The organism is Mycolicibacterium parafortuitum, assembly GCF_002086815.1.
Lineage (GTDB): Bacteria > Actinomycetota > Actinomycetes > Mycobacteriales > Mycobacteriaceae > Mycobacterium > Mycobacterium parafortuitum.
In genome coordinates this window covers 66,958-84,550 of the sequence record NZ_MVID01000019.1, presented here as the reverse complement: position 1 = coordinate 84,550, position 17,593 = coordinate 66,958, and the positions used below count along the sequence as shown (strand labels likewise).

Sequence of the window (17,593 nt, the reverse complement as noted above, 5' to 3'; positions counted from 1 at the left end):
GCGGTGTGTCCGAGAAGAGCCCGGCGGACGCTGACAATGGCAGTCGTCCCCTGCGCGACACGTTGTCTCAACTCCGGCTCCGGGAGTTGCTCAACGAGGTCCATGATCGCGTCGAACAGATCGTCGAGGGCCGCGACCGCCTCGACGGATTGCTCGAGGCCATGCTCGTGGTCACCTCCGGCCTCGAGCTCGACGAAACGCTGCGCACCATCGTGCGTACCGCGATTGATCTGGTCGATGCCCGCTACGGCGCGTTGGGCGTGCGCGGTCACGGCCACGAACTCGTGGAATTCATCTACCACGGCATCGACGAAGAGACCCGGGAGCGCATCGGTCACCTGCCTGAAGGTCGAGGGGTGCTAGGCGTTCTGATCGATGACCCGAAGCCGATCCGGCTGGACACCATCGCCCACCATCCGGCCTCGGTGGGATTCCCCGCCCATCACCCACCGATGCGGACGTTTCTCGGGGTGCCGGTGCGCATCCGCGACGAGGTGTTCGGCAATCTCTACCTGACAGAGAAAGCCGACGGCCAGGCGTTCAACGAAGACGACGAGGTCCTCGTCCAGGCGCTGGCCGCCGCGGCGGGGATCGCGATCGAGAACGCCCGCCTCTACCAACAAGCCAAACTCAGGCAGTCCTGGATCGCCGCCACCCGCGATATCGGCACCGAAATGTTGTCCGGCGTCGACCCCTCGCGGGTGTTTACGCTGGTGGCGGACGAATCACGGCATCTCAGCGGTGCCCAGGCCACGCTGGTGGCTGTGCGCGCAGACCTCGAGGCGACCGACGACCGGCCCGAGGAACTGGTGGTAGCCGCCACCGCGGGCGATGGGCCCGCCACCGCGCTTCGCACGATCCTCATCGGCGACAGCCCTATCGGCGCGATCTTCACCAGCCAGGACCCGGGATGCTTCGACAGCCTGAGTCTCGGGGATGCGCTCACCACCGGGCCGGCATTAGTGTTGCCGTTCCGCGCTGCCGACAGTTCCGCGGACACCGTGGCCGGCATCGTCATCGCCGTGCGGCAGCCCGAGGACCGTCCATTCACCGCGGACGAACGCGACATGATGGCGGCCTTCGTCGACCAAGCAGCGTTGGCGTGGCAATTGGCCATCGCCCAACGCCGGGTGCGTCAACTCGACGTCCTCACCGACCGCGACCGCATCGCCCGCGACCTCCATGATCACGTCATCCAGCGGCTGTTCGCCGTCGGTTTGACCTTGCAGGGCACCATCCCGCGCGTACGCCCCGCAGATGCCCATGGCCGGCTCAGCGAGTGCGTCGACGATCTGCAACAGGTCATCCAGGAGATCCGTACCGCGATCTTTGATCTGCACGGGGGTCGATCCGCCAGCACCCGGCTACGTCAGCGCCTCGACGACGCTATCGCCGCATTCACCGACTCTGACCTCCACGCCAGCGTGCAGTTTTCCGGCCCGCTGTCGGTCATCGACGCACAGCTCGCCGACCACGCCGAGGCGGTCGTGCGTGAAGGGGTCAGTAACGCTGTGCGGCATGCCAAGGCCAGTCGGCTCGCCGTCAGCGTCGCCGCCGCCGACGAACTCTGCATCGAGGTCGTCGACGACGGCCGCGGCCTTCCGCCCGATATCACCGGCAGTGGGCTGACCAACCTGCGTGAGCGCGCCGCCGCGGTGGGCGGCAGCTTCACTGTCGAGGCAGGCCCGCAAGGTGGCACCCGGCTGCGGTGGTGTGCGCCGCTGCGCTGACGGGATCGCGAGGCTCCGTCGTCAGCGCAGCCCGTCCCTCATCGTCGCATCGGCCGACAACCCGTCGGTGTAGAGCTCAAGGGCCGGGCCGATCATGTCGCGGGCGTAATCGCGTAGCACAGCGGCCATGTCGCCGGGTGTCGGATGACGGTGGCGGTACAACAGAAATCCACCGGCATTGTTCAGCGCAAGGAAGGTCGCGCGGGCCCGGGGGTCGCGGCTGGCCTTGACGGTTCCGGCGCGCACCCCGTCGTCGAGGTACGCGACGACGTTCTCGATCATTCTGTCCAGTAAACCGTTACCCAGGTCCTGGCCATCTTCCATGCTGCGGATCAGGTAGGACATCAAAGGCGCGAAGGACTCGATCCCGGCGAGGGCAGCCTGCCATGTCGCGGGGTCGTGCGATTGCAGCGCCTGGGATTTCGTGGCGCGATCGCGGCATTGCGGATGCGTGCGCGAAGCTGCTCCTCGGCGGCGTGCGCCGCGAGCTCTTCGTTGTCCAAAACGGTCATGGTGGGCTCCTGGCGAATAGCTGTCTACGCCTAGGGTCGCGTGGTGAGATCCGCTCGCGTTAGGGGCTTTCGGTGTGCTCGGAGGAGGCGAAAGTCCTCTGCGGCGGCCACCAGCCGATGTAGACCAAATACAGTCCAGCGGCTCCGAATCCGAGATCAACGATGAGCCACAGTGCGCTGGCGCCGAGGCTGCGGTCCACAGCGTCAGCGGACCACTCCGGGAACAGCATCAGCAGTAGTCCCCTCACGACGAGCAACCACCCTAAGGACGAGACGAGAATCGCTGCCCCGCCGCGCCAGCGGCGGTGGAACGTCACGATGGTGATTCCGCCCAGAATTCCGAGGGCGCCCAACACCATCGGCCATAACGCGCTGCGGGCAAGCTCGGCGGAGGCTACCTCGACGCGCGACGTGCGCACCATCGCCACGATCGATGTGATCGCCAGGAACGGCCCCAGCACACGTGCGAACTGGACGGTGCGGTAGATGCTGTGTGTATCGGTCATGATGGCCCCGATCCGCTTTCGGTCGAGACTTCGAACGTGACGAACTCGTTGATCCCGAAGCGTTGGAAGATTCGTCGTCGTCGTGCGGGCAGTTGATCGGCCACCGCTTCGAAGCTGACGATGCGCGGGTCGCTGACAGCGAAGGATTGGCCGTCGACGACGAGTGTCGCCGCGTTCGCGGCCTGTGCGTTGCGCAGCCAATCGACTTTCTGCCCGTAGGGCAGAGGGATGATGAATCCATCAGCGACGCGGTCGGCCACCACGGGCGTCGAGTAGTGGCGGCCTGTGGCGCGTCCGGAATGCCGAATCACCGCCGCATACCAATGGCGGCGTCCGGCAAGCCGCAGCATCACCGGGTTGAGGACGTGCTTGTTGAACACCCGCACCGCGTCTGTGACGGTGTGTCCGGTCGTGTTGAGCATGCTGTCGATGGTGGCTGGCCGGGGCCGCGTGTGGTCAGGGTCATCCGGACGCGGTTTCGACGACCTTTGGCACTTTATGGGCAGGGGAGTGACTTTCGTCCCTATCGTGCCGCGGTTGCGGTGTCCGACGATGATGTCGGTCAATGCCGAGGAGGAACTTGCCATGCCCGCCACGTCGACTCCCCGCCTCGCTTTGACCCAGCGCCAACTCGATGGCATGGCATGGCAATTTCTTCGCTCGGAGTTCACCGCAGACCGCTATGCGCAGTGGCCGCTCGACCGCCGTCTGGACGTCTTCCTCCTGCACTGCGGCTACCGAAGGCTCCACGATGACGGCTCGGCCTACAGCGCGTTGCTTGAGAGGGTGATGGCCAACTTGCCCGAGGCTGTCCGCCTCGGTGTTCTGCCCTCTCCGAATGCCGGCGCCGGGTCGTGAGAGAGATCTACAACGCGGTCTCTTCCCTTGACTCCGCGGAAATCACGACTGCTGACGGTTGTCGGGCAAGGCCACGCAGATGAGCAGCGAGCGAGCGCGATTCGGGATTGTCGTCGGTGTCGATGGGTCGCAGGAGTCGGCGGCGGCGGTCCGGTGGGCCGTAGTTGAGGCTCAACTGACCGGCAAGCCGATCACTCTTCTGTCCGCGGTGCCACCACCGATCGTCACGTGGCCACTGGCGCCGTCGGACGGTGCGGTCGACGACGAACTCCGCTACGCCGAAACCGTGTTGAAGGAGGCAGGCGAGCTGGTCGCCGAGGTTGCCGCCGAAGATCCTCCCGCCATCCGTACCGAGATTGTTCGCTCCGGAGCCGTTGAGGCTCTCGTGGAGGCCTCGCGATCGGCGCACATGGTCGTCGTCGGCAGTCGTGGGACGGGAGCGGTGGGGCGGTTGCTGCTGGGCTCGGTGAGCTCTGGGATCCTGCACCACGGGTCCGGCCCAGTGGCCGTAGTTCACAGCCAGACCGGACTTGCGCCCAAGGCCACCGAACCGGTGTTGTTGGGAATCGACGGCCCGTCGTCGTACGCGGCCACCGCACTGGCCTTCGAGGAGGCGTCCCGGCGGGGAGTGAGCGTGCTGGCGGTCCACGTCATCAGCGACATCGGCGAAGCGCTCAGCCGGGGTGGCGAGTGGGGCAACGCCAAGGGGCACGGCGAGGAGTATGTTGCCCAGCGCCTGGAACCCTGGAAGGAACGTTATCCGGAGGTGCCAGTTCGTGCTGAGGTGGAGTTCGATCGACCCGTCCACCGTCTGGTGGAACGCTGTGCCGCAGCACAACTCGCCGTCGTGGGTAGCCACGGCCGCGGCGGCTTCGCCGGCATGCTGCTCGGCTCCGTCAGTTCAGCGGTGGCACAGCTGGCCGCTATCCCCGTCATCGTGGTCAGACCGCGCTGAGTCCCCGAGCCTGCGCCGGCGCAAGGCGGTGGGTTATCCACCAACCTGATCTCCCGGCGGAGGCACTCGCCCTGCCGCCTGCCGCGTCAGGTCGGCCACGGCATCGGCAATTCCGTCCGCCAGCTCGGCGACGTCCGGGAAGGCATCGAAATCGGTGGTGATCCCGAAGACAAGGTCGTCGCCATAGCTCAGGATCCCCACGGCGGCGCGAAGGCGTAACGCGACAGGAGGTACTGGAAGCATGCGCACGACGTCGTGACCCATCAGCCGCAGCCGATCTCGGGGCCCGGGAACATTCGTCGCCAGCGCCACAACGCCACGCTGGGGCAGGGCCGTCACCGTTCTGATCACGCGGGAGGCCACTGCGAACGGCACCGATTTGACGATGCTGACCGCCGTACTGCCGGCGCTTCGTTGGCCACCCGCTTTCACCCGTGTCAGCGTGCGGTGCACCGCACGCAGCTGCTCCAACCGATCGGATTCATCCACCGGTAGATAGGGCAACATCACCGACACCTGATTGTCGGCACGGTTCATCGCATCTGCTGGGCGCACCGAGACCGGGACGAGCGTGCGCAGCGAGTGGTGCCGGGGTTCAGCACCGCGTCGTATCAGGGCGGCGCGGAAGCTGTCGGTAATCGCCGCTAGCGCAACATCATTGAGGGTGACGTCGAAAGTGCGACATACCGTCAGCGCATCGGCCAATGACACCTGGACCGCGCTGTAGCGGCGCATCGAGGTGATGGGACCGTTGAACACGGAGTCGTCGCTGGGCCGGACCAGGCTGTCAAGGATCTCGATACCGCCGACCAGCGTTGTGGTCGCGGTGGAGGCCACCGCTGATGCCGTGCTCCACGCGTCCTGCGCCCAGCGAATCGGGTTGAGCGACAGTCGCCGTGCGGCCTCTGGGTCGGGTTGGTGAGCGGGCTGAATCGCGCCGACATATGTGGTGTGCTCACCACCGTCACACAGCCCGGACAGCATGTGCAATGCGGCGATGCCGTCGGCGATGCAGTGGTGCACTTTCATCAGGATCGCCCATCGGCCGCGGGGTAGGCCTTCGATGATCCAGCACTGCCAAAGTGGGCGTTCGCGGTCTAATCGGGACTCCATCGCTTCGGCGGTGAATCGGAAGAGCGCCTCGTCGTCACCGGGGTGCGGTAACGCAGCTCGGCGAATGTGGTGGGCAAGATCCGGTGCGGGATCGGCCACCCACTGCGGAGCCGACAGGTCGAACGGCGCGCGACGGACAACTTGGCCCAGCCGGGGGATGGCCAGAATGCGTGCAGCCAGCGCAGTGACGATGTCGTCCTGAGAGGGAACGGGACCCTCCAAGACCGAAACCGCACCGACCGCGAGACTGATATGCGGGTCGGCGTCCTCGGCATCGAGGAATCCCGCATCAAAGGCCGACAAGCGCTCCACGGATCCACTATCTCCTCGATCAGAACCGATGCGCAGGGTCTGAGGCCATAAAGGGTGAGGACTTGCGGCCCTAGTAGTCGGATGCGGCCAGAGTCGACCATGAGCGTCAGGAGAAAGGGCGAGTGGAATGGTTCGCGTGTTTCTGGTCGACGACCACGAGGTGGTCAGGCGAGGTCTGATCGACCTCCTCGGCGCGGACGAGGAACTCGAGATCGTCGGCGAGGCCGGGTCGGTGGCGGAAGCGATGGTGCGTATCCCCGCCTCACAACCCGATGTCGCGGTCTTGGATCTACGTCTCCCCGACGGCAACGGCATCGAATTGTGCCGCGACCTGCTGTCCCAGCTGCCGGACCTGCGGTGTTTGATGCTGACCTCATTCACGTCAGAAGAAGCCATGCTGGATGCGGTGCTGGCCGGAGCAAGTGGTTATGTCATCAAAGACATCAGGGGTATGGAGCTCGCCAAGGCGATCAAAGATGTCGGTGCGGGACGGTCACTGCTCGACAACCGGGCAGTGAAAGCGCTGATGTCGAAGCTGCGCACTGCCCCTGAACACGATGACCCTCTGGCGGGTTTGAGCGAGCAGGAGCGGGTGCTCCTGGACCTTCTCGGGGAAGGCCTCACCAACCGTCAGATCGCCGAACGGATGTTCCTCGCCGAGAAGACCATCAAGAACTACGTGTCTCGGCTGCTCGCCAAACTTGGAATGGAACGCCGCACTCAAGCAGCGGCCTTCGTCTCCCGACTTGATCGGCCGCGTCCGCCAACCTTCGAGTGAACGACCTCATGGCGGGGGCGGGTTGCGGCTCATCCCCAACTTGAGGTGATCGCGAGCGCGACGACACAGATCAGGACGACTGCCGTCGTTACCCCGTAGCACACCGTTCCGGTTGTGCTCAAACGGTATTGGCCCATCGTCCGTGCATCGCGTGCGACGCCGATGATCACGACCAACAGGGGTAGGAGCAGGACGGCGTTGAGGACCTGGGTGGCAACGAGGATCGTCACCAGTGGTGCGCCGGGAATCATGACGATCAGGGCGCCGAGCCCGGTGACGGCACCGAAGGTGAGGTAGAAAGTTCTGGCTTCGCGGAAGGGATCATTGAGCGCGGCTTCCACTCCGGCGTATTCGCATACGGAGTACGCGGTCGACAACGGCAGGATGGCCGCCGCCAGGATGGCTGCACCGATGAGCCCGATACCGAACAAGCTCGATGCGAGGTCACCGGCGAGGGGTTGCAGTGCCAGGGCGGCGTCCGCGGCATCGGTGATGGAGCGGCCGTCGCGGTGCAGTGTTGCCGCGCACGCGACCACCACGAAGAAGCCGATGACTCCGGTCAGCAGCGCTCCGGTCACGACGTCGATGCGTTCGAGCCGGAGGTCCTCGATCCGCAACTTCTTGTCGACGGCGTAGGACTGGATGAACGACAAACCCCACGGGGCGAGAGTTGTTCCGACAGTGGCGGTGACGATCGCCACCGCTTCGCCGTTGACGGGCATCGTCGGGATCAGCAATCCGCGGGTGGCTGCACCCCAATCAGGATCAGCCAGGATCCCTGACGCGATGTACGCGAGGAAGACCGTCGACAACAACAGTAGGAAGTGTTCGACGCGATGGAAGCTGCCGCGCAGCACCAGTGCGGAGACGAGTAGTGCCACGGCTGGGACGCTGAGGTGGCGGCTGACGCCGAAAAGCTCGAAACCGGCTGCGATACCGGCGAACTCGGCGCATGTGGTTCCGATGTTGGCGACGACGAGAGCGACCAGGGCGGCGCCGCCGACTCGAACCCCGTAGCGCTGCCGAACCAGGCCGATCAATCCCTGGCCGGTCACCACTCCCATCCGCGCCGCCAGGGTATGAAACATGACTAGGGCCAGTGTCGAGAGCAGCAACACCCAGAGCAGCTGGTAGCCGTAGTCGGCGCCGAGTACCGAGTAGGTGGTGATCCCGGCGGGGTCGTCGTCGGAGAGCCCGGCGAGCAGACCGGGGCCGACGACGGCGACCAGTGCGCCGATCGACAACCGCCGGTGCTTCATGGCTGCCGCGCTCACCTCGCCCCGGGCCGGCGGCGGGGCCAGACGCCCGAGCGAAGAAGATGCCGCTGCCTGCGGGGTGAGCGGGAGAGCCGATCCGTCCAGTGGCGGGCATGCTCGATCGGCATGGCGGCCACAATGTCGGCGGACTTGCTCGCCGGCATGGCGCGGAGCATGCGCTCCGCATCGAAGGGGTGGCTGGCGCGCACGACGTCGGCGGCCGTGTTGGTGTCCTGACTGTCGAGGATCTCCGCCGCCGGACCGCTCGCCAGCCGGGTGACCAGGGTCGCCAGCCCGCGGACATCGAGTCGGTGGATCGCCGAGCGCGGTGTCGCGAGTTGCACCGTGTGCCCGCGGTCGGACATCAAATGCAGGTCTGTCCAGGCGATGGCGTCCCTGCGCATGGGCTCGGCCACCCAGTCCATGCCCAGACGGCGCAGCACGGCGTCGAATCCGACCTCCACGCCAACGACTTCGATGCGCCCGTCGTGTCGACGGGCAAGCACGACATCGGCCACGCGGGTGACGCGCTGGCCCGCGATGTCGATGACCTGGCTGTCAAGCACATCACGGACCAGCAAGATCGCGTCGTCTGCCAACGATTCGGTGGCGAATGAGGGGAGATCTGAGACGTCGTCGTTCAGCCGAAGATGGTGCGGGTGAACAAGGTCGACGGCCCCGAGCGGGACCACCACCGATCCCTTTCCGCGGCGGGACAGCACCGCCTGGTCGGCGACCGGCAGGTCTGCCTCGCCGGCAGGGCGAGCGATCAGATCCGCGATGCGCCCGACGACACCTCCGTCTGCACCCACAACTCGTCGGCGTACCAGGGCACTGAGGAGCAGCACCTCAGCAGCGCACCGTCAGCGCCATCGCAGACCGCGCCCTCACCCGGCGGCCCAGGACTTGGCCTTCTCCAGGTCGTCAAGGCTGAACAGTGCGATTTCGCCGGGGACCATCCAGGCCAGCGCCTGCAGAGTGTGTATCGCCCACTCTTTGTCGGTGACCACGGCGATGCGTTTGAAGGCTGAATGGTGATGGATCAGCGCTCCGAACCCCATCTTCAGATCTTCGGCCAGCCCACCGGGACCGAAACCCTCGTAGGTGGGTGCGATGACCTCCACGATCCGGACCTCGCCGGTTTGGAGCATTTTCTCCATGGTGGGTTTGAAGTTGCGTAGGTCCTCACCGCTGGCCCGGCCCGACACCCTGAACCCTGACACACCTTCGGGCATGTCCGACAACACCTCGATCATCGGACCATCTCCTTTCCAGCGGATCGCGGGTCTCGCCCTCTCGGCGCAACGCTACGACCCGCTGGAATCGATTGTCGGCGGTCTGACAAAACATGCACCAGGGTCGTTGGTCCTTACACGTGGTCAGTCCAGACTCCAGGTGTAGAGGTAGTCGGCCTGGGCAAGGATCGCGGCCTCGTCATCGACGGGCGGGTAGATCCATTCGGTGTTGATCCGATGCTTGAAGGCTTTGGCCTCGCTGCCCGTCATCTGCACTTCGCGGTCCCAGCCGGTGGTGAGAACGGCACCGGCGGCGCCGAGGTCCAGACAGGTCACGTAGGGATTCGGCGCGAAGGGGACCGGCGGAAGGCCCAACAGGTCGGCGGCGACGTTGTAGCCCGCGAACTTGCCCAGCGGTGTGGCGTGCTGGCAGCTCTGCATCGTGACATGGCCGTCCTCGACCGTCGCGGCGGCGGTGTCACCGGCGGCATAGACATCCGGAGTCGAAGGCACACGCAGGTATTCGTCGACGATCAACCGGCCGATCGGGTCTCGGTCGCCGGGAACCATCGCGGTGAGCGGGCTCGCGGTCATGCCCACGGTCCACACCGTCGTCGACGCGGCAATGACCTCGCCGTCGATGAGGCGCACCTGGGAATCGGTGACTTCGCTGACCCCGGAACCCAGCCGGACCTCGATCCCCAGCTGTTCCAGCGACGAGGTGATGAACGGACGCGGGCCCTCACCGAGTTGGGGGCCGACTTCGGTGCTCCGATCGACAAGGATCACCCTGGCGTGGGCCGAATTGGCCTGCGCCAGCTCGCGCAGCCGGCCGATGAGCTCGGTGGCGATCTCCAGGCCGGTGAACCCGGCGCCGATCACCACAGCGGTGAACCGCCCCTCGTGAGCGTCGCTGACCGACGCCAGCTTCCGGACGTGCTGCTCAAGGGTGTCGGCCGCGGCGATCGTATCGATGTTGAACAGAAACTCTCGTCCGGGGATGTTGGGCGTGAGCACCTGGCTTCCCGCGGCGAGAACAAGCCGGTCATAGTCGAGAACCCGGACCTGGCCCATCGTGTCGGCCACGGTGACAGCTCTTGCGGCAGTATCGATGTCGATCACACGGGCGTGCACCCTCTCGACGCCGATCGGCTTGAGTACCCGGTCGAGCAGAACCGACATCTGCACGGGATCGCGTTCATACAGCCGAGGGCGGATCACCATCTCGTCGCTGTCGCTGACCAGGGTGATGTGCGGACGAGCGCCGGCCGATGCATGGTCACGTCCGACACGTGCCGCGGCTGCTGCGCTCCATACGCCGGCAAAGCCGCCGCCAATTACCAGTATTTCCATGGTGTTCGACTCCTTCTTGGGTGGGGAACGGACACCGGCCCGATGGCCGTTGGTGTGCCCACCGTTGTGACGCCGCAGCGGTCCAGATTGTGAGGTCCGGGATGACTCGGGAATCCGCGCAGTGACGTTCTCGCTAAAGGATGTCCGTCTGCCAGAAGCGAAGCTTGTCGGGATTGAGCACCATCCACACCCGGGTGACGAGACCGTCGTCGACACCGATCGACGCCACCGCCACTGTTGCTCCGCGCAGCCGGCATACCAGGCCTGGTCGCCCGCTCACTTCTGCCGGGGCGATGTGGATGTCGGGTTGGCGTCGACGCAACCCCATCAGGAACCGCACCACCTTCTCGGCCCCGATCACCTCCCGCAGCGCGGCACGCACCTGTCCGCCGCCGTCGTTGACCACGTGGACGTCGGGATCGAGCAGTTCGATCAGCGCGCCGATGTCCCCGCGCTCAAGCGCATTCTTGAAACCGCGAACCGCCGCGGCGTGCTGGGCGGCATCGACAACCTGGCTGCGGTCGCTCCTGAGCCGCCGTCGTGCCGAAGTGGCCAACTGGCGGCAGGCGTCGGGGGAGCGACCGACGATGTCGCCGATCTCGGCGAACGGGTACTGGAACACGTCGTGCAGCACGAAGGACACGCGCTCCGCGGGTGTCATCGCGTCCAGAACCGTCAGCACCGCGGTCGTCACCGATTCGTCGAGGGTGATGCGATCGGCGGGGTCGACAGTGGGTGAGGCGTCGGCGGTCGCGTGGTGGGGTAGCGGTTCGGGTAGCCACGGGCCGACGTAGGCCTCCCGTCGGTGCCGGGAGGACTTCAGCAGGTCGAGGCAGATCCGCGTCGCGACACGAACGCACCACGCCGGCGGGTTGCGGATGTCGGCCCTGGCGTCGAGCGGCATCGTGTACCACCGCGTGAACGTCTCCTGCACGACGTCCTCGGCGTCGGAAAGTGAGCCGAGCATCCGGTAGGCCACGTTGATCAGCAATCCCCGGTCGGCGGATACATCGTGCTCGCCGTCGGCGGCCGCGACCGCGACGTCGCCGGGAGTTGTCGGCGCTGCGGGCGTGCTCTGGCGTTCCTCCACGGTGCCCTCTTCTGCGTATCTCATTGCGGCCATACCTGCTTGACGAGCCAGGATCGCCTTATGTGACATGCAACGCGGCGGTGCCGCGAAACTCATCCGGCCGGTACAGACCGTCGCCGACCAGTGCCTGCCGCAGGGCGCGACGTCCCCGGTGCAGCCGTGACATCACCGTTCCGACAGGGATGTCGAGGAGTTCGGCGACCTCTGCGTAGCGGAACCCCTCGACGTCGACGTAGAACACCGTCATGCGTTGGCCCTCGGGCAGAGCTGCCAGTGCGGCTTTGACGTCGCTGTCTGCCAGCGCTTCCAACGCGACCAATTCCGCCGATGCGGAGGCGATCGACGACTGCGGCACCGCAGCGTCGAACTCGAGGTCGCCGAGCCGCTCGGTGAGCACCTCGGCAGGACGCCGCTGGGTGCGGCGCCAGCGGTTGATCCACGTGGTGACCAGGATCCGGAACAGCCAGGCTCGAATGTTGGTTCCGCTCTCGAACTGCCCGAAGCTGCGGTATGCCTTCAGCATCGTCTCCTGCACGAGGTCCTCGGCATCCGCGTGATTGCGGGTGTAACCACATGCCGCCCGGTACAGCTGATCCAGCAGCGGCCAGGCCTCCTGAACGAATCGTTTACGCTGATCTTCACGGTCATAGACTCCGATGGCGAGCGTCATCTGTCGCACCTCCTGAGGAATGAAAACGTCCCTTTTGCTGCTTGTTTGACGATTTCTCTGTCGCCGGCGTGATGCTTTTCGAATGGATGGTGCTGCAACTCACGGTATTTGGTCGGACGGTGGCCGGCAGTCGTGGACCGACGCCCTGACCGGAAGCGCTATTGCCAGCGAGCACAGCAGGACGACCGTCAGACTGACGGCGTTGAGCGTGGCATCCAGCGGGCCGTACATGTGCAGCATGGGCACGTGGTAGATCAGGTGCAGCAGGTTGAACACCGACAGCGTCAACGCCGTGGCATGCATCAACGCGCGGTTTCCCAGGTAGAGGAAAGCCATGATGCTGAGCGCGGCCATCGCCAGATTCATCGCGCCGACATCTTTGACGAAGTGTTCGTTGTACGGCCCCAGTACCGGCAGCCATCGAAATCCCATGCCGGGGAACGTGTTGTACCAATGCCAGGGCGCAAAGTACGCCCAACCGCCGACGAACAGTCCGGTCAGTGTCAGCACTGTCAAACAGCTGCGGTGCAGTAAAGCATTCATACCGAGACGACGACATTGCACGCCGCGATGTGAGGCGCATCCGGTGACCTCCGCCACTCCCGCCGGTTCGGCATCACATTCCCGGTCGGCTCGGCGTCATAAGGATGTCCGCATCGAGTAGGAGGAGCCAGATGTCTGTCCACAACGCGCGGCCCGGGTCGGTCCGCAAGCCTCACGTCGTCGTGATCGGAGCGGGCTACGCCGGTGCGCTGGCCGCAAACCGACTCCAGCAGAACCGCGACATCCACATCACGATCATCAATCCCCGCCCCGTCTTCGTCGAACGGGTGCGCCTGCACGAACTCGTAGCCGGCACCGGAAACGCGACGGTCGAATTGGCCGGCCTCTTGGGTGAACGGGTCAGACTCGTCATCGATACCGCGACCCGGATCAACTCGACGACACGGACTGTCGAGCTCGAGTCAGGGTCCCACGTCACCTACGACTATCTGATCTACGCGGTCGGGAGCACCGGGGCGGTACCCGCGAGTGTCCCAGGGGCCGTCGAATACGCCTACCCCATCAGCGAACTCGAACATGCCGAGCGGCTGCGGGCCACGATCGATGTACTTCCCGACAACGCCCCCATCTGTGTCGTCGGCGGAGGTTTGACGGGTATCGAAGCCGCCTCGGAACTGGCCGAGCAGCGCCCCCACGCGAAGGTGACCCTGCTGTGCGGCGGCATCCTGGCGCCGTCGGTGGGTGAGAAAGCTCGCGCATCGGTGCTCAGGCAACTCACCAAGCTGGGCGTCATCGTGGAGGACGAGGCGGTGGTCGCCGAGGTCGGTCCGGACCGCGTCCGCCTCTCTGACGGCCACAGTCTTCCCAGCGCCGCAACGGTGTGGACCGCCGGCTTCGGCGTACCGGACTTGGCTGCTCGCAGCGGATTGACCACCGACGGCATCGGCCGTCTGGTCACCGATGAGACGCTTACCAGCGTTGACGATCCCTGGATCTTCGGCGCCGGTGACGCGTCGGCGCCGGCGGGCCCGCAGCTGCGGATGAGTTGCCAGGCGGCGATGCCGCTGGCGGCGCGGGCGACGAGCACCGTGCTGGCACGCATCGCAGGCGACGAGGTGAAGGTTCTGCATCAGTCGTTCGTCGGGTCGAACATCAGCATCGGGCGTCGCCACGGAACCATCGCCGCTGCCCGCCAAGATGATTCACCGCGCAGCTTCTACCTGGGCGGCAGGTTGGCGGCGTTCGTCAAGGAGATGGTCTGCACCACCGTCGTCAAGCAGATCGCCAAAGAAGGTCGTAGGCCTGGTAGCTACCGCTGGCCGGGCGCCACGAAGCGGCCGGCCTCCCTGGATTCCGTGGCTGGATAAGACGGCCGAAGGTTCCGCGGACGGGAGGGTGCCGACATGGCCGACGTCGAGATCGAAAGACCGGCAGCTGATCTGGACCGCGCACTGCTGATCAATGTCGCATACCGGCTCCTGGGTTCGATGGCGGACGCCGAGGACGCTGCGCAGGAAGCCTACGTGCGCTGGTATCGAATGGCGGCCGCCGATCGTGATGCCATCCGCACTCCGGCGGCGTGGGGTGTCCGCGTGGTCACCCGCATCTGTCTGGACAACCTGACCTCGGCGAGGCGCCGGCGTGAACAGTATGTGGGTCCGTGGTTGCCCGAACCGATTCCGGGCCGGAGCTTCCCGACCTCCTCGCAACCAACCGATCCTGCCGAGCTGGTCGCGCTCGACGAGCATGTCACCCTGGCCATGTTGGTGGTCCTGGACTCGATGACTCCCGCGGAGCGCATCTCTTTCGTGCTGCGGGATGTGTTCGGCTATCCGTTCTCGGAGATCAGCGAGATCCTGGGGAGGTCGGAGGCGGCATGCCGGCAACTCGCGGTGTCGGCCCGGCGACGGGTCGAACCGGCGCGGCGATGCGCACGCGATCGACTGCGCCACAACGACGCCACGATCGTCCTGTCGAAAGCGTTTCAGCGCGGTGACATCGTATCCGTGATCGAACTTCTCGACCCCGACGTCACCGTGACCAACGATGGCGGCGGCCGGGTTCGGGCCGCTGTGCGGCCCATCGTCGGTGTGCAGCGAGTCCTGCGTTATCTGACCGGCATTCGGCGCAGGGAAGCCGACGTGGAGACTTCGGTGGTCGATGTCAACGGCCAGGCCGGTCTGCGTATGCAGCGCGGGGGCGTCACCGTGGCGGTCGGGGCACTGGAGGTGCGCGATGGGCTGGTCTCCCGGCTCTGGATCGTCAGAAACTCTGACAAGCTCCAATACTGGAACCTCGACCAGGCGATGCGGCCAGTGACGACGTCGAATCTATAGACGCCTACCGCCGGTTCAGCGCACTTCACGACGATCCCGTTTCGGGACGGACGTGGCGGCGCGCGACGACTGCCAGGTGCCGGCAGGCTGCCGGTGAGCACCCGACGATTTCGCCGATATCGGTGAACGAGAGACCGAAGACGTCATGCAGAATGACGATCGCGCGGGCGGTCGGAGTCACCTCTTCCAAAAGGATCACGAGGGCGATGCTGACGGACTCGTCCAAGGTGATGTCGCACAGCGGGTCGCCACGCCGGTCCGGTAGTGGCTCGGGAAGCCAGTCGCCGACGGAGGTTCTCCTCTGGAATCCCGCCGATCTCCGATGGTCGAGGCACACCCGGCTGACGACCCGCAGCAGCCACGAACGCGGGGAGACGATCAGCGCCCGCTCATCGGGATCGAGTCGATTCCACCGCGAGAAGGACTCCTGCACCACGTTTTCCGCGTCGTGTGCGGTACCGACCAAGCGGTACGCGACGCCGAACAAGACCCCGCGATAGCACTCCACGGCGCCGGCCCCGGTTGGCTCGGGTTCCTCCAACGCACACCTCCAGCTGTCGCAGTCTCTTCGATCCGAACGACCGTCCCGCCCGGAGGTAAGACGACGTAGGCGGCGAGATTGTGAGGGAGATGCCGTGGCGATCTGCAGTCACGCCCCGGGTGCTGCCGAATGACGCTACTGCGCCAGATACCCGCCGTCGACGGGGAGTACGGCGCCGGTGATGAAGGAGGCGTCGTCGGAGGCGAGGAAGGCGATGGCGCTGGCGACCTCGGCGGGTTCACCCATGCGGCCCATCGGGTGCTGGGCCTCGACCGCGGCCAGGTATTCCGCGCCGCCCGGCTCGTCTCGCATCTGGTTGACCCGCTCGGTGGTGATCGTTCCGGGGGCGACGGCGTTGACTCTGATGCCCCGGTCGGCCCACTCGATCGCGAGGTGCTTGGCCAATCCGGTGGCGACGAATTTGGCAGGCCCGTAGGCCGCCTGCCGTTTCTGTCCGGCCACCCCCGAGATCGAGGACAGGCACACGATGGAGCCTCCGCCGGTCGCCAGCATTGCCTCGATGCCGAACTTGCACGACAGGAACATGCCCCGACCGTCGATGGCCATCACGTCGTCCCAGGCGGCGGCCGTCATCTCCTGCACGTCACCGAGCGGGATGATGCCCGCGTTGGCGACCAGGACGTCGAGGCGGCCGAAGCGCTCGGTTGCCGCGGTGATCATCCGGCGCGCATCGTCCTCGCGGGAAACGTCGCCGATGACCGTCTCGACGTCCACCCCGGTCTCGCGCAGTTCGTCGGCGAACGCCAGCAGCGGCTCGCCCTGGATGTCGGTCACCGTCAGCCGAGCCCCTTCGCGCGCGAAGAGCGCAGCGGTCGCCCGGCCGATGCCGTATGCGGCCCCGGTGATCACCGCTGATTTTCCGAGAAGTCGTCCTGATCCTTGAGTCACGGCGCCCGTTCTTGTCGTCGCGGTGTGTCTTGGACACCGCCTCCGGCACAGCGTTGCACGACGACGGAAATCCGAGGGCGGAAATCCAGATCGCGGTCGATCGACGAACTTCCGACGACCCCGCCTACAGCGGATTGGCGCGGTCGTCGCAGGGTGCCTGGACCCCGTTGTCGATGCGGGCCAGCGTGCGGGTCATCTCGGTCGGTTCGACGCTGGCATGCTCACCCGAGTAGGGACGATCGAGGAAGAAGACCACCAGCAGACCCGCGGTGATGAGGGCGGACACGCAGCCGATCGGCAGAGCCTGGATCTTGCGGCTCTCACGGGGATCGGCCTGAACGACCATGTAGGTCAACGTCATCGCGGCGCCCACCGCCAACGCGAACCACAACGGTGCCGGAAGCGTCGGAGTCGCCTCGGACAGTCGCTCGCGCCGGCCGTCACGGCGCTGAGCCTCTTGATCGAACCACTGTCCATAGGCCGCCTCGTGGCGTCCATCTGACAGGGCCGCCCCCGCGAAGTCGTTGTGCAGCCTGTCCACCCACGCCTCTGTCACCTCGCTCGGGCGCCCGTCGCGCATGGCGGGCCATTCGTCATGGATCACCGTTCTGGCGTAACACACCAGATCGCCGCGGAGACGTTCTCCGACCGGGTCGGGGAGGATGTTGGCGACCGACGCCAGTTCGGTGGTGGCGACCGCTTCGATGCTGGAGCCTTCGCGGGCACGCTGAAAACTCTGCAGCGCGAACAGGATCACGAACGCGAGCATCACCGCGAACATCGTGCCGATCACCGTCAGTGAACCCGCGCTGCGGGTCAGGTCGGTGAACCATCCCCCTTCAGGCGCGCGGGTGCGCACGGCGAGTTTCGCGGCGACCGCGACCGCGACCACGGCGAGAACGACCAGGGGCATCAGCCAGATGGGCACAGCCACC

At 65.9% G+C, this 17,593-nt stretch carries 20 protein-coding genes; 6 read left to right on the top strand and 14 right to left on the bottom strand.

Translation table 11 applies throughout. From position 1 onward, the window contains the following. Positions 1 to 5: 5 nt before the first annotated feature. Positions 6 to 1,730, top strand: a complete 1,725-nt coding sequence (locus BST38_RS19405) for a sensor histidine kinase (protein ID WP_181792051.1) — start codon at positions 6 to 8, stop codon at positions 1,728 to 1,730. A 21-nt stretch (positions 1,731 to 1,751) separates the two neighbouring features. Here BST38_RS19405 and BST38_RS29400 read toward each other — a convergent pair whose 3' ends face one another. The 3 genes from BST38_RS29400 to BST38_RS19390 form a co-directional block, all read right to left on the bottom strand. Continuing rightward, positions 1,752 to 2,054, bottom strand: coding sequence for a hypothetical protein (locus BST38_RS29400; RefSeq protein WP_420872542.1), 303 nt, complete (start codon positions 2,052 to 2,054; stop codon positions 1,752 to 1,754). A gap of 247 nt (positions 2,055 to 2,301) precedes the next feature. Next, a complete protein-coding gene (locus BST38_RS19395) occupies positions 2,302 to 2,748 on the bottom strand; it encodes a hypothetical protein (protein WP_083145093.1) in 447 nt (148 codons plus the stop codon). Beyond that, positions 2,745 to 3,170 (bottom strand): PNPOx family protein, encoded by a 426-nt coding sequence (locus BST38_RS19390; protein WP_083145092.1) that lies wholly within the window; start codon positions 3,168 to 3,170, stop codon positions 2,745 to 2,747. Before BST38_RS19390 ends, BST38_RS19395 begins: the two co-directional genes overlap by 4 nt. A 163-nt stretch (positions 3,171 to 3,333) precedes the next feature. On the opposite strand from BST38_RS19390, the gene BST38_RS19385 reads away from it, so the two are divergent. Together BST38_RS19385 and BST38_RS19380 are read left to right on the top strand one after the other, a co-directional pair. After that, complete coding sequence (locus tag BST38_RS19385; RefSeq protein ID WP_083145137.1) at positions 3,334 to 3,606, top strand: hypothetical protein; 273 nt, start codon at positions 3,334 to 3,336, stop codon at positions 3,604 to 3,606. Positions 3,607 to 3,685: 79 nt separating this feature from the next. Continuing rightward, positions 3,686 to 4,561 carry a universal stress protein gene (locus BST38_RS19380; protein ID WP_083145136.1) on the top strand — a complete coding sequence of 292 codons (876 nt, stop codon included), beginning with the start codon at positions 3,686 to 3,688 and terminating at the stop codon, positions 4,559 to 4,561. Positions 4,562 to 4,594: 33 nt separating this feature from the next. Here the strand turns inward: BST38_RS19380 and BST38_RS19375 are convergent, their stop codons facing one another. Continuing rightward, complete coding sequence (locus BST38_RS19375) at positions 4,595 to 5,986, bottom strand: wax ester/triacylglycerol synthase family O-acyltransferase (RefSeq protein WP_083145091.1); 1,392 nt, start codon at positions 5,984 to 5,986, stop codon at positions 4,595 to 4,597. Between the two features lie 127 nt (positions 5,987 to 6,113). Here BST38_RS19375 and BST38_RS19370 point away from each other — a divergent pair, with 127 nt between their 5' ends. After that, positions 6,114 to 6,764: a response regulator gene (locus tag BST38_RS19370; protein WP_083145090.1), complete on the top strand. Its 651-nt coding sequence runs from the start codon at positions 6,114 to 6,116 to the stop codon at positions 6,762 to 6,764. 29 nt (positions 6,765 to 6,793) lie between these two features. On the opposite strand, the gene BST38_RS19365 is transcribed toward BST38_RS19370, so the two are convergent. The 7 genes from BST38_RS19365 to BST38_RS19335 form a co-directional block, all read right to left on the bottom strand. After that, the gene (locus BST38_RS19365; RefSeq protein WP_083145135.1) at positions 6,794 to 8,023 is read right to left on the bottom strand and encodes an NRAMP family divalent metal transporter; all 1,230 of its coding nucleotides are present in this window, start codon (positions 8,021 to 8,023) and stop codon (positions 6,794 to 6,796) included. A gap of 11 nt (positions 8,024 to 8,034) precedes the next feature. After that, positions 8,035 to 8,868: a hypothetical protein gene (locus BST38_RS19360; RefSeq protein ID WP_083145089.1), complete on the bottom strand. Its 834-nt coding sequence runs from the start codon at positions 8,866 to 8,868 to the stop codon at positions 8,035 to 8,037. A 39-nt stretch (positions 8,869 to 8,907) separates the two neighbouring features. After that, a complete protein-coding gene (locus tag BST38_RS19355) occupies positions 8,908 to 9,276 on the bottom strand; it encodes a SpoIIAA family protein (protein WP_083145088.1) in 369 nt (122 codons plus the stop codon). Positions 9,277 to 9,399: 123 nt separating this feature from the next. Next, positions 9,400 to 10,608: an NAD(P)/FAD-dependent oxidoreductase gene (locus BST38_RS19350; RefSeq protein ID WP_083145087.1), complete on the bottom strand. Its 1,209-nt coding sequence runs from the start codon at positions 10,606 to 10,608 to the stop codon at positions 9,400 to 9,402. A gap of 133 nt (positions 10,609 to 10,741) precedes the next feature. After that, positions 10,742 to 11,722, bottom strand: a complete 981-nt coding sequence (gene sigJ, locus BST38_RS19345; RefSeq protein ID WP_083145086.1) for an RNA polymerase sigma factor SigJ — start codon at positions 11,720 to 11,722, stop codon at positions 10,742 to 10,744. A 34-nt stretch (positions 11,723 to 11,756) separates the two neighbouring features. Beyond that, positions 11,757 to 12,368 (bottom strand): sigma-70 family RNA polymerase sigma factor, encoded by a 612-nt coding sequence (locus tag BST38_RS19340; protein ID WP_083145085.1) that lies wholly within the window; start codon positions 12,366 to 12,368, stop codon positions 11,757 to 11,759. Between the two features lie 99 nt (positions 12,369 to 12,467). After that, positions 12,468 to 12,878 carry a hypothetical protein gene (locus BST38_RS19335; RefSeq protein ID WP_237160851.1) on the bottom strand — a complete coding sequence of 137 codons (411 nt, stop codon included), beginning with the start codon at positions 12,876 to 12,878 and terminating at the stop codon, positions 12,468 to 12,470. A 164-nt stretch (positions 12,879 to 13,042) separates the two neighbouring features. On the opposite strand from BST38_RS19335, the gene BST38_RS19330 reads away from it, so the two are divergent. Both BST38_RS19330 and sigJ (BST38_RS19325) read left to right on the top strand, forming a co-directional pair. Then, on the top strand, positions 13,043 to 14,239 hold the full coding sequence (locus tag BST38_RS19330; protein WP_083145083.1) for an NAD(P)/FAD-dependent oxidoreductase: 1,197 nt from the start codon (positions 13,043 to 13,045) through the stop codon (positions 14,237 to 14,239). Between the two features lie 36 nt (positions 14,240 to 14,275). Continuing rightward, positions 14,276 to 15,208, top strand: coding sequence for an RNA polymerase sigma factor SigJ (gene sigJ, locus BST38_RS19325; RefSeq protein ID WP_083145082.1), 933 nt, complete (start codon positions 14,276 to 14,278; stop codon positions 15,206 to 15,208). A 25-nt stretch (positions 15,209 to 15,233) separates the two neighbouring features. On the opposite strand, the gene BST38_RS19320 is transcribed toward sigJ (BST38_RS19325), so the two are convergent. The 3 genes from BST38_RS19320 to BST38_RS19310 all read right to left on the bottom strand — a co-directional run bounded on the left by BST38_RS19320 (position 15,234) and on the right by BST38_RS19310 (position 17,586). Further along, positions 15,234 to 15,749 carry a sigma factor gene (locus BST38_RS19320; RefSeq protein WP_083145081.1) on the bottom strand — a complete coding sequence of 172 codons (516 nt, stop codon included), beginning with the start codon at positions 15,747 to 15,749 and terminating at the stop codon, positions 15,234 to 15,236. A 135-nt stretch (positions 15,750 to 15,884) separates the two neighbouring features. After that, complete coding sequence (locus BST38_RS19315) at positions 15,885 to 16,658, bottom strand: SDR family NAD(P)-dependent oxidoreductase (protein ID WP_083145080.1); 774 nt, start codon at positions 16,656 to 16,658, stop codon at positions 15,885 to 15,887. A gap of 124 nt (positions 16,659 to 16,782) precedes the next feature. Continuing rightward, a complete protein-coding gene (locus tag BST38_RS19310; protein ID WP_237160848.1) occupies positions 16,783 to 17,586 on the bottom strand; it encodes a bestrophin-like domain in 804 nt (267 codons plus the stop codon). Positions 17,587 to 17,593 lie beyond the last annotated feature (7 nt).

Coding starts and splice junctions, on each gene's coding strand:
- BST38_RS19350 (WP_083145087.1), bottom strand. CDS start 10,608: ATGGAAATACTGGTAATTGGCGGCGGCTTTGCCGGCGTATGGAGCGCA.
- sigJ (WP_083145082.1), top strand. CDS start 14,276: ATGGCCGACGTCGAGATCGAAAGACCGGCAGCTGATCTGGACCGCGCA.
- BST38_RS19355 (WP_083145088.1), bottom strand. CDS start 9,276: ATGATCGAGGTGTTGTCGGACATGCCCGAAGGTGTGTCAGGGTTCAGG.
- BST38_RS19380 (WP_083145136.1), top strand. CDS start 3,686: ATGAGCAGCGAGCGAGCGCGATTCGGGATTGTCGTCGGTGTCGATGGG.
- BST38_RS19390 (WP_083145092.1), bottom strand. CDS start 3,170: ATGCTCAACACGACCGGACACACCGTCACAGACGCGGTGCGGGTGTTC.
- BST38_RS29400 (WP_420872542.1), bottom strand. CDS start 2,054: ATGGAAGATGGCCAGGACCTGGGTAACGGTTTACTGGACAGAATGATC.
- BST38_RS19340 (WP_083145085.1), bottom strand. CDS start 12,368: ATGACGCTCGCCATCGGAGTCTATGACCGTGAAGATCAGCGTAAACGA.
- BST38_RS19385 (WP_083145137.1), top strand. CDS start 3,334: ATGCCCGCCACGTCGACTCCCCGCCTCGCTTTGACCCAGCGCCAACTC.
- BST38_RS19365 (WP_083145135.1), bottom strand. CDS start 8,023: ATGAAGCACCGGCGGTTGTCGATCGGCGCACTGGTCGCCGTCGTCGGC.
- sigJ (WP_083145086.1), bottom strand. CDS start 11,722: ATGAGATACGCAGAAGAGGGCACCGTGGAGGAACGCCAGAGCACGCCC.
- BST38_RS19395 (WP_083145093.1), bottom strand. CDS start 2,748: ATGACCGATACACACAGCATCTACCGCACCGTCCAGTTCGCACGTGTG.
- BST38_RS19330 (WP_083145083.1), top strand. CDS start 13,043: ATGTCTGTCCACAACGCGCGGCCCGGGTCGGTCCGCAAGCCTCACGTC.
- BST38_RS19370 (WP_083145090.1), top strand. CDS start 6,114: ATGGTTCGCGTGTTTCTGGTCGACGACCACGAGGTGGTCAGGCGAGGT.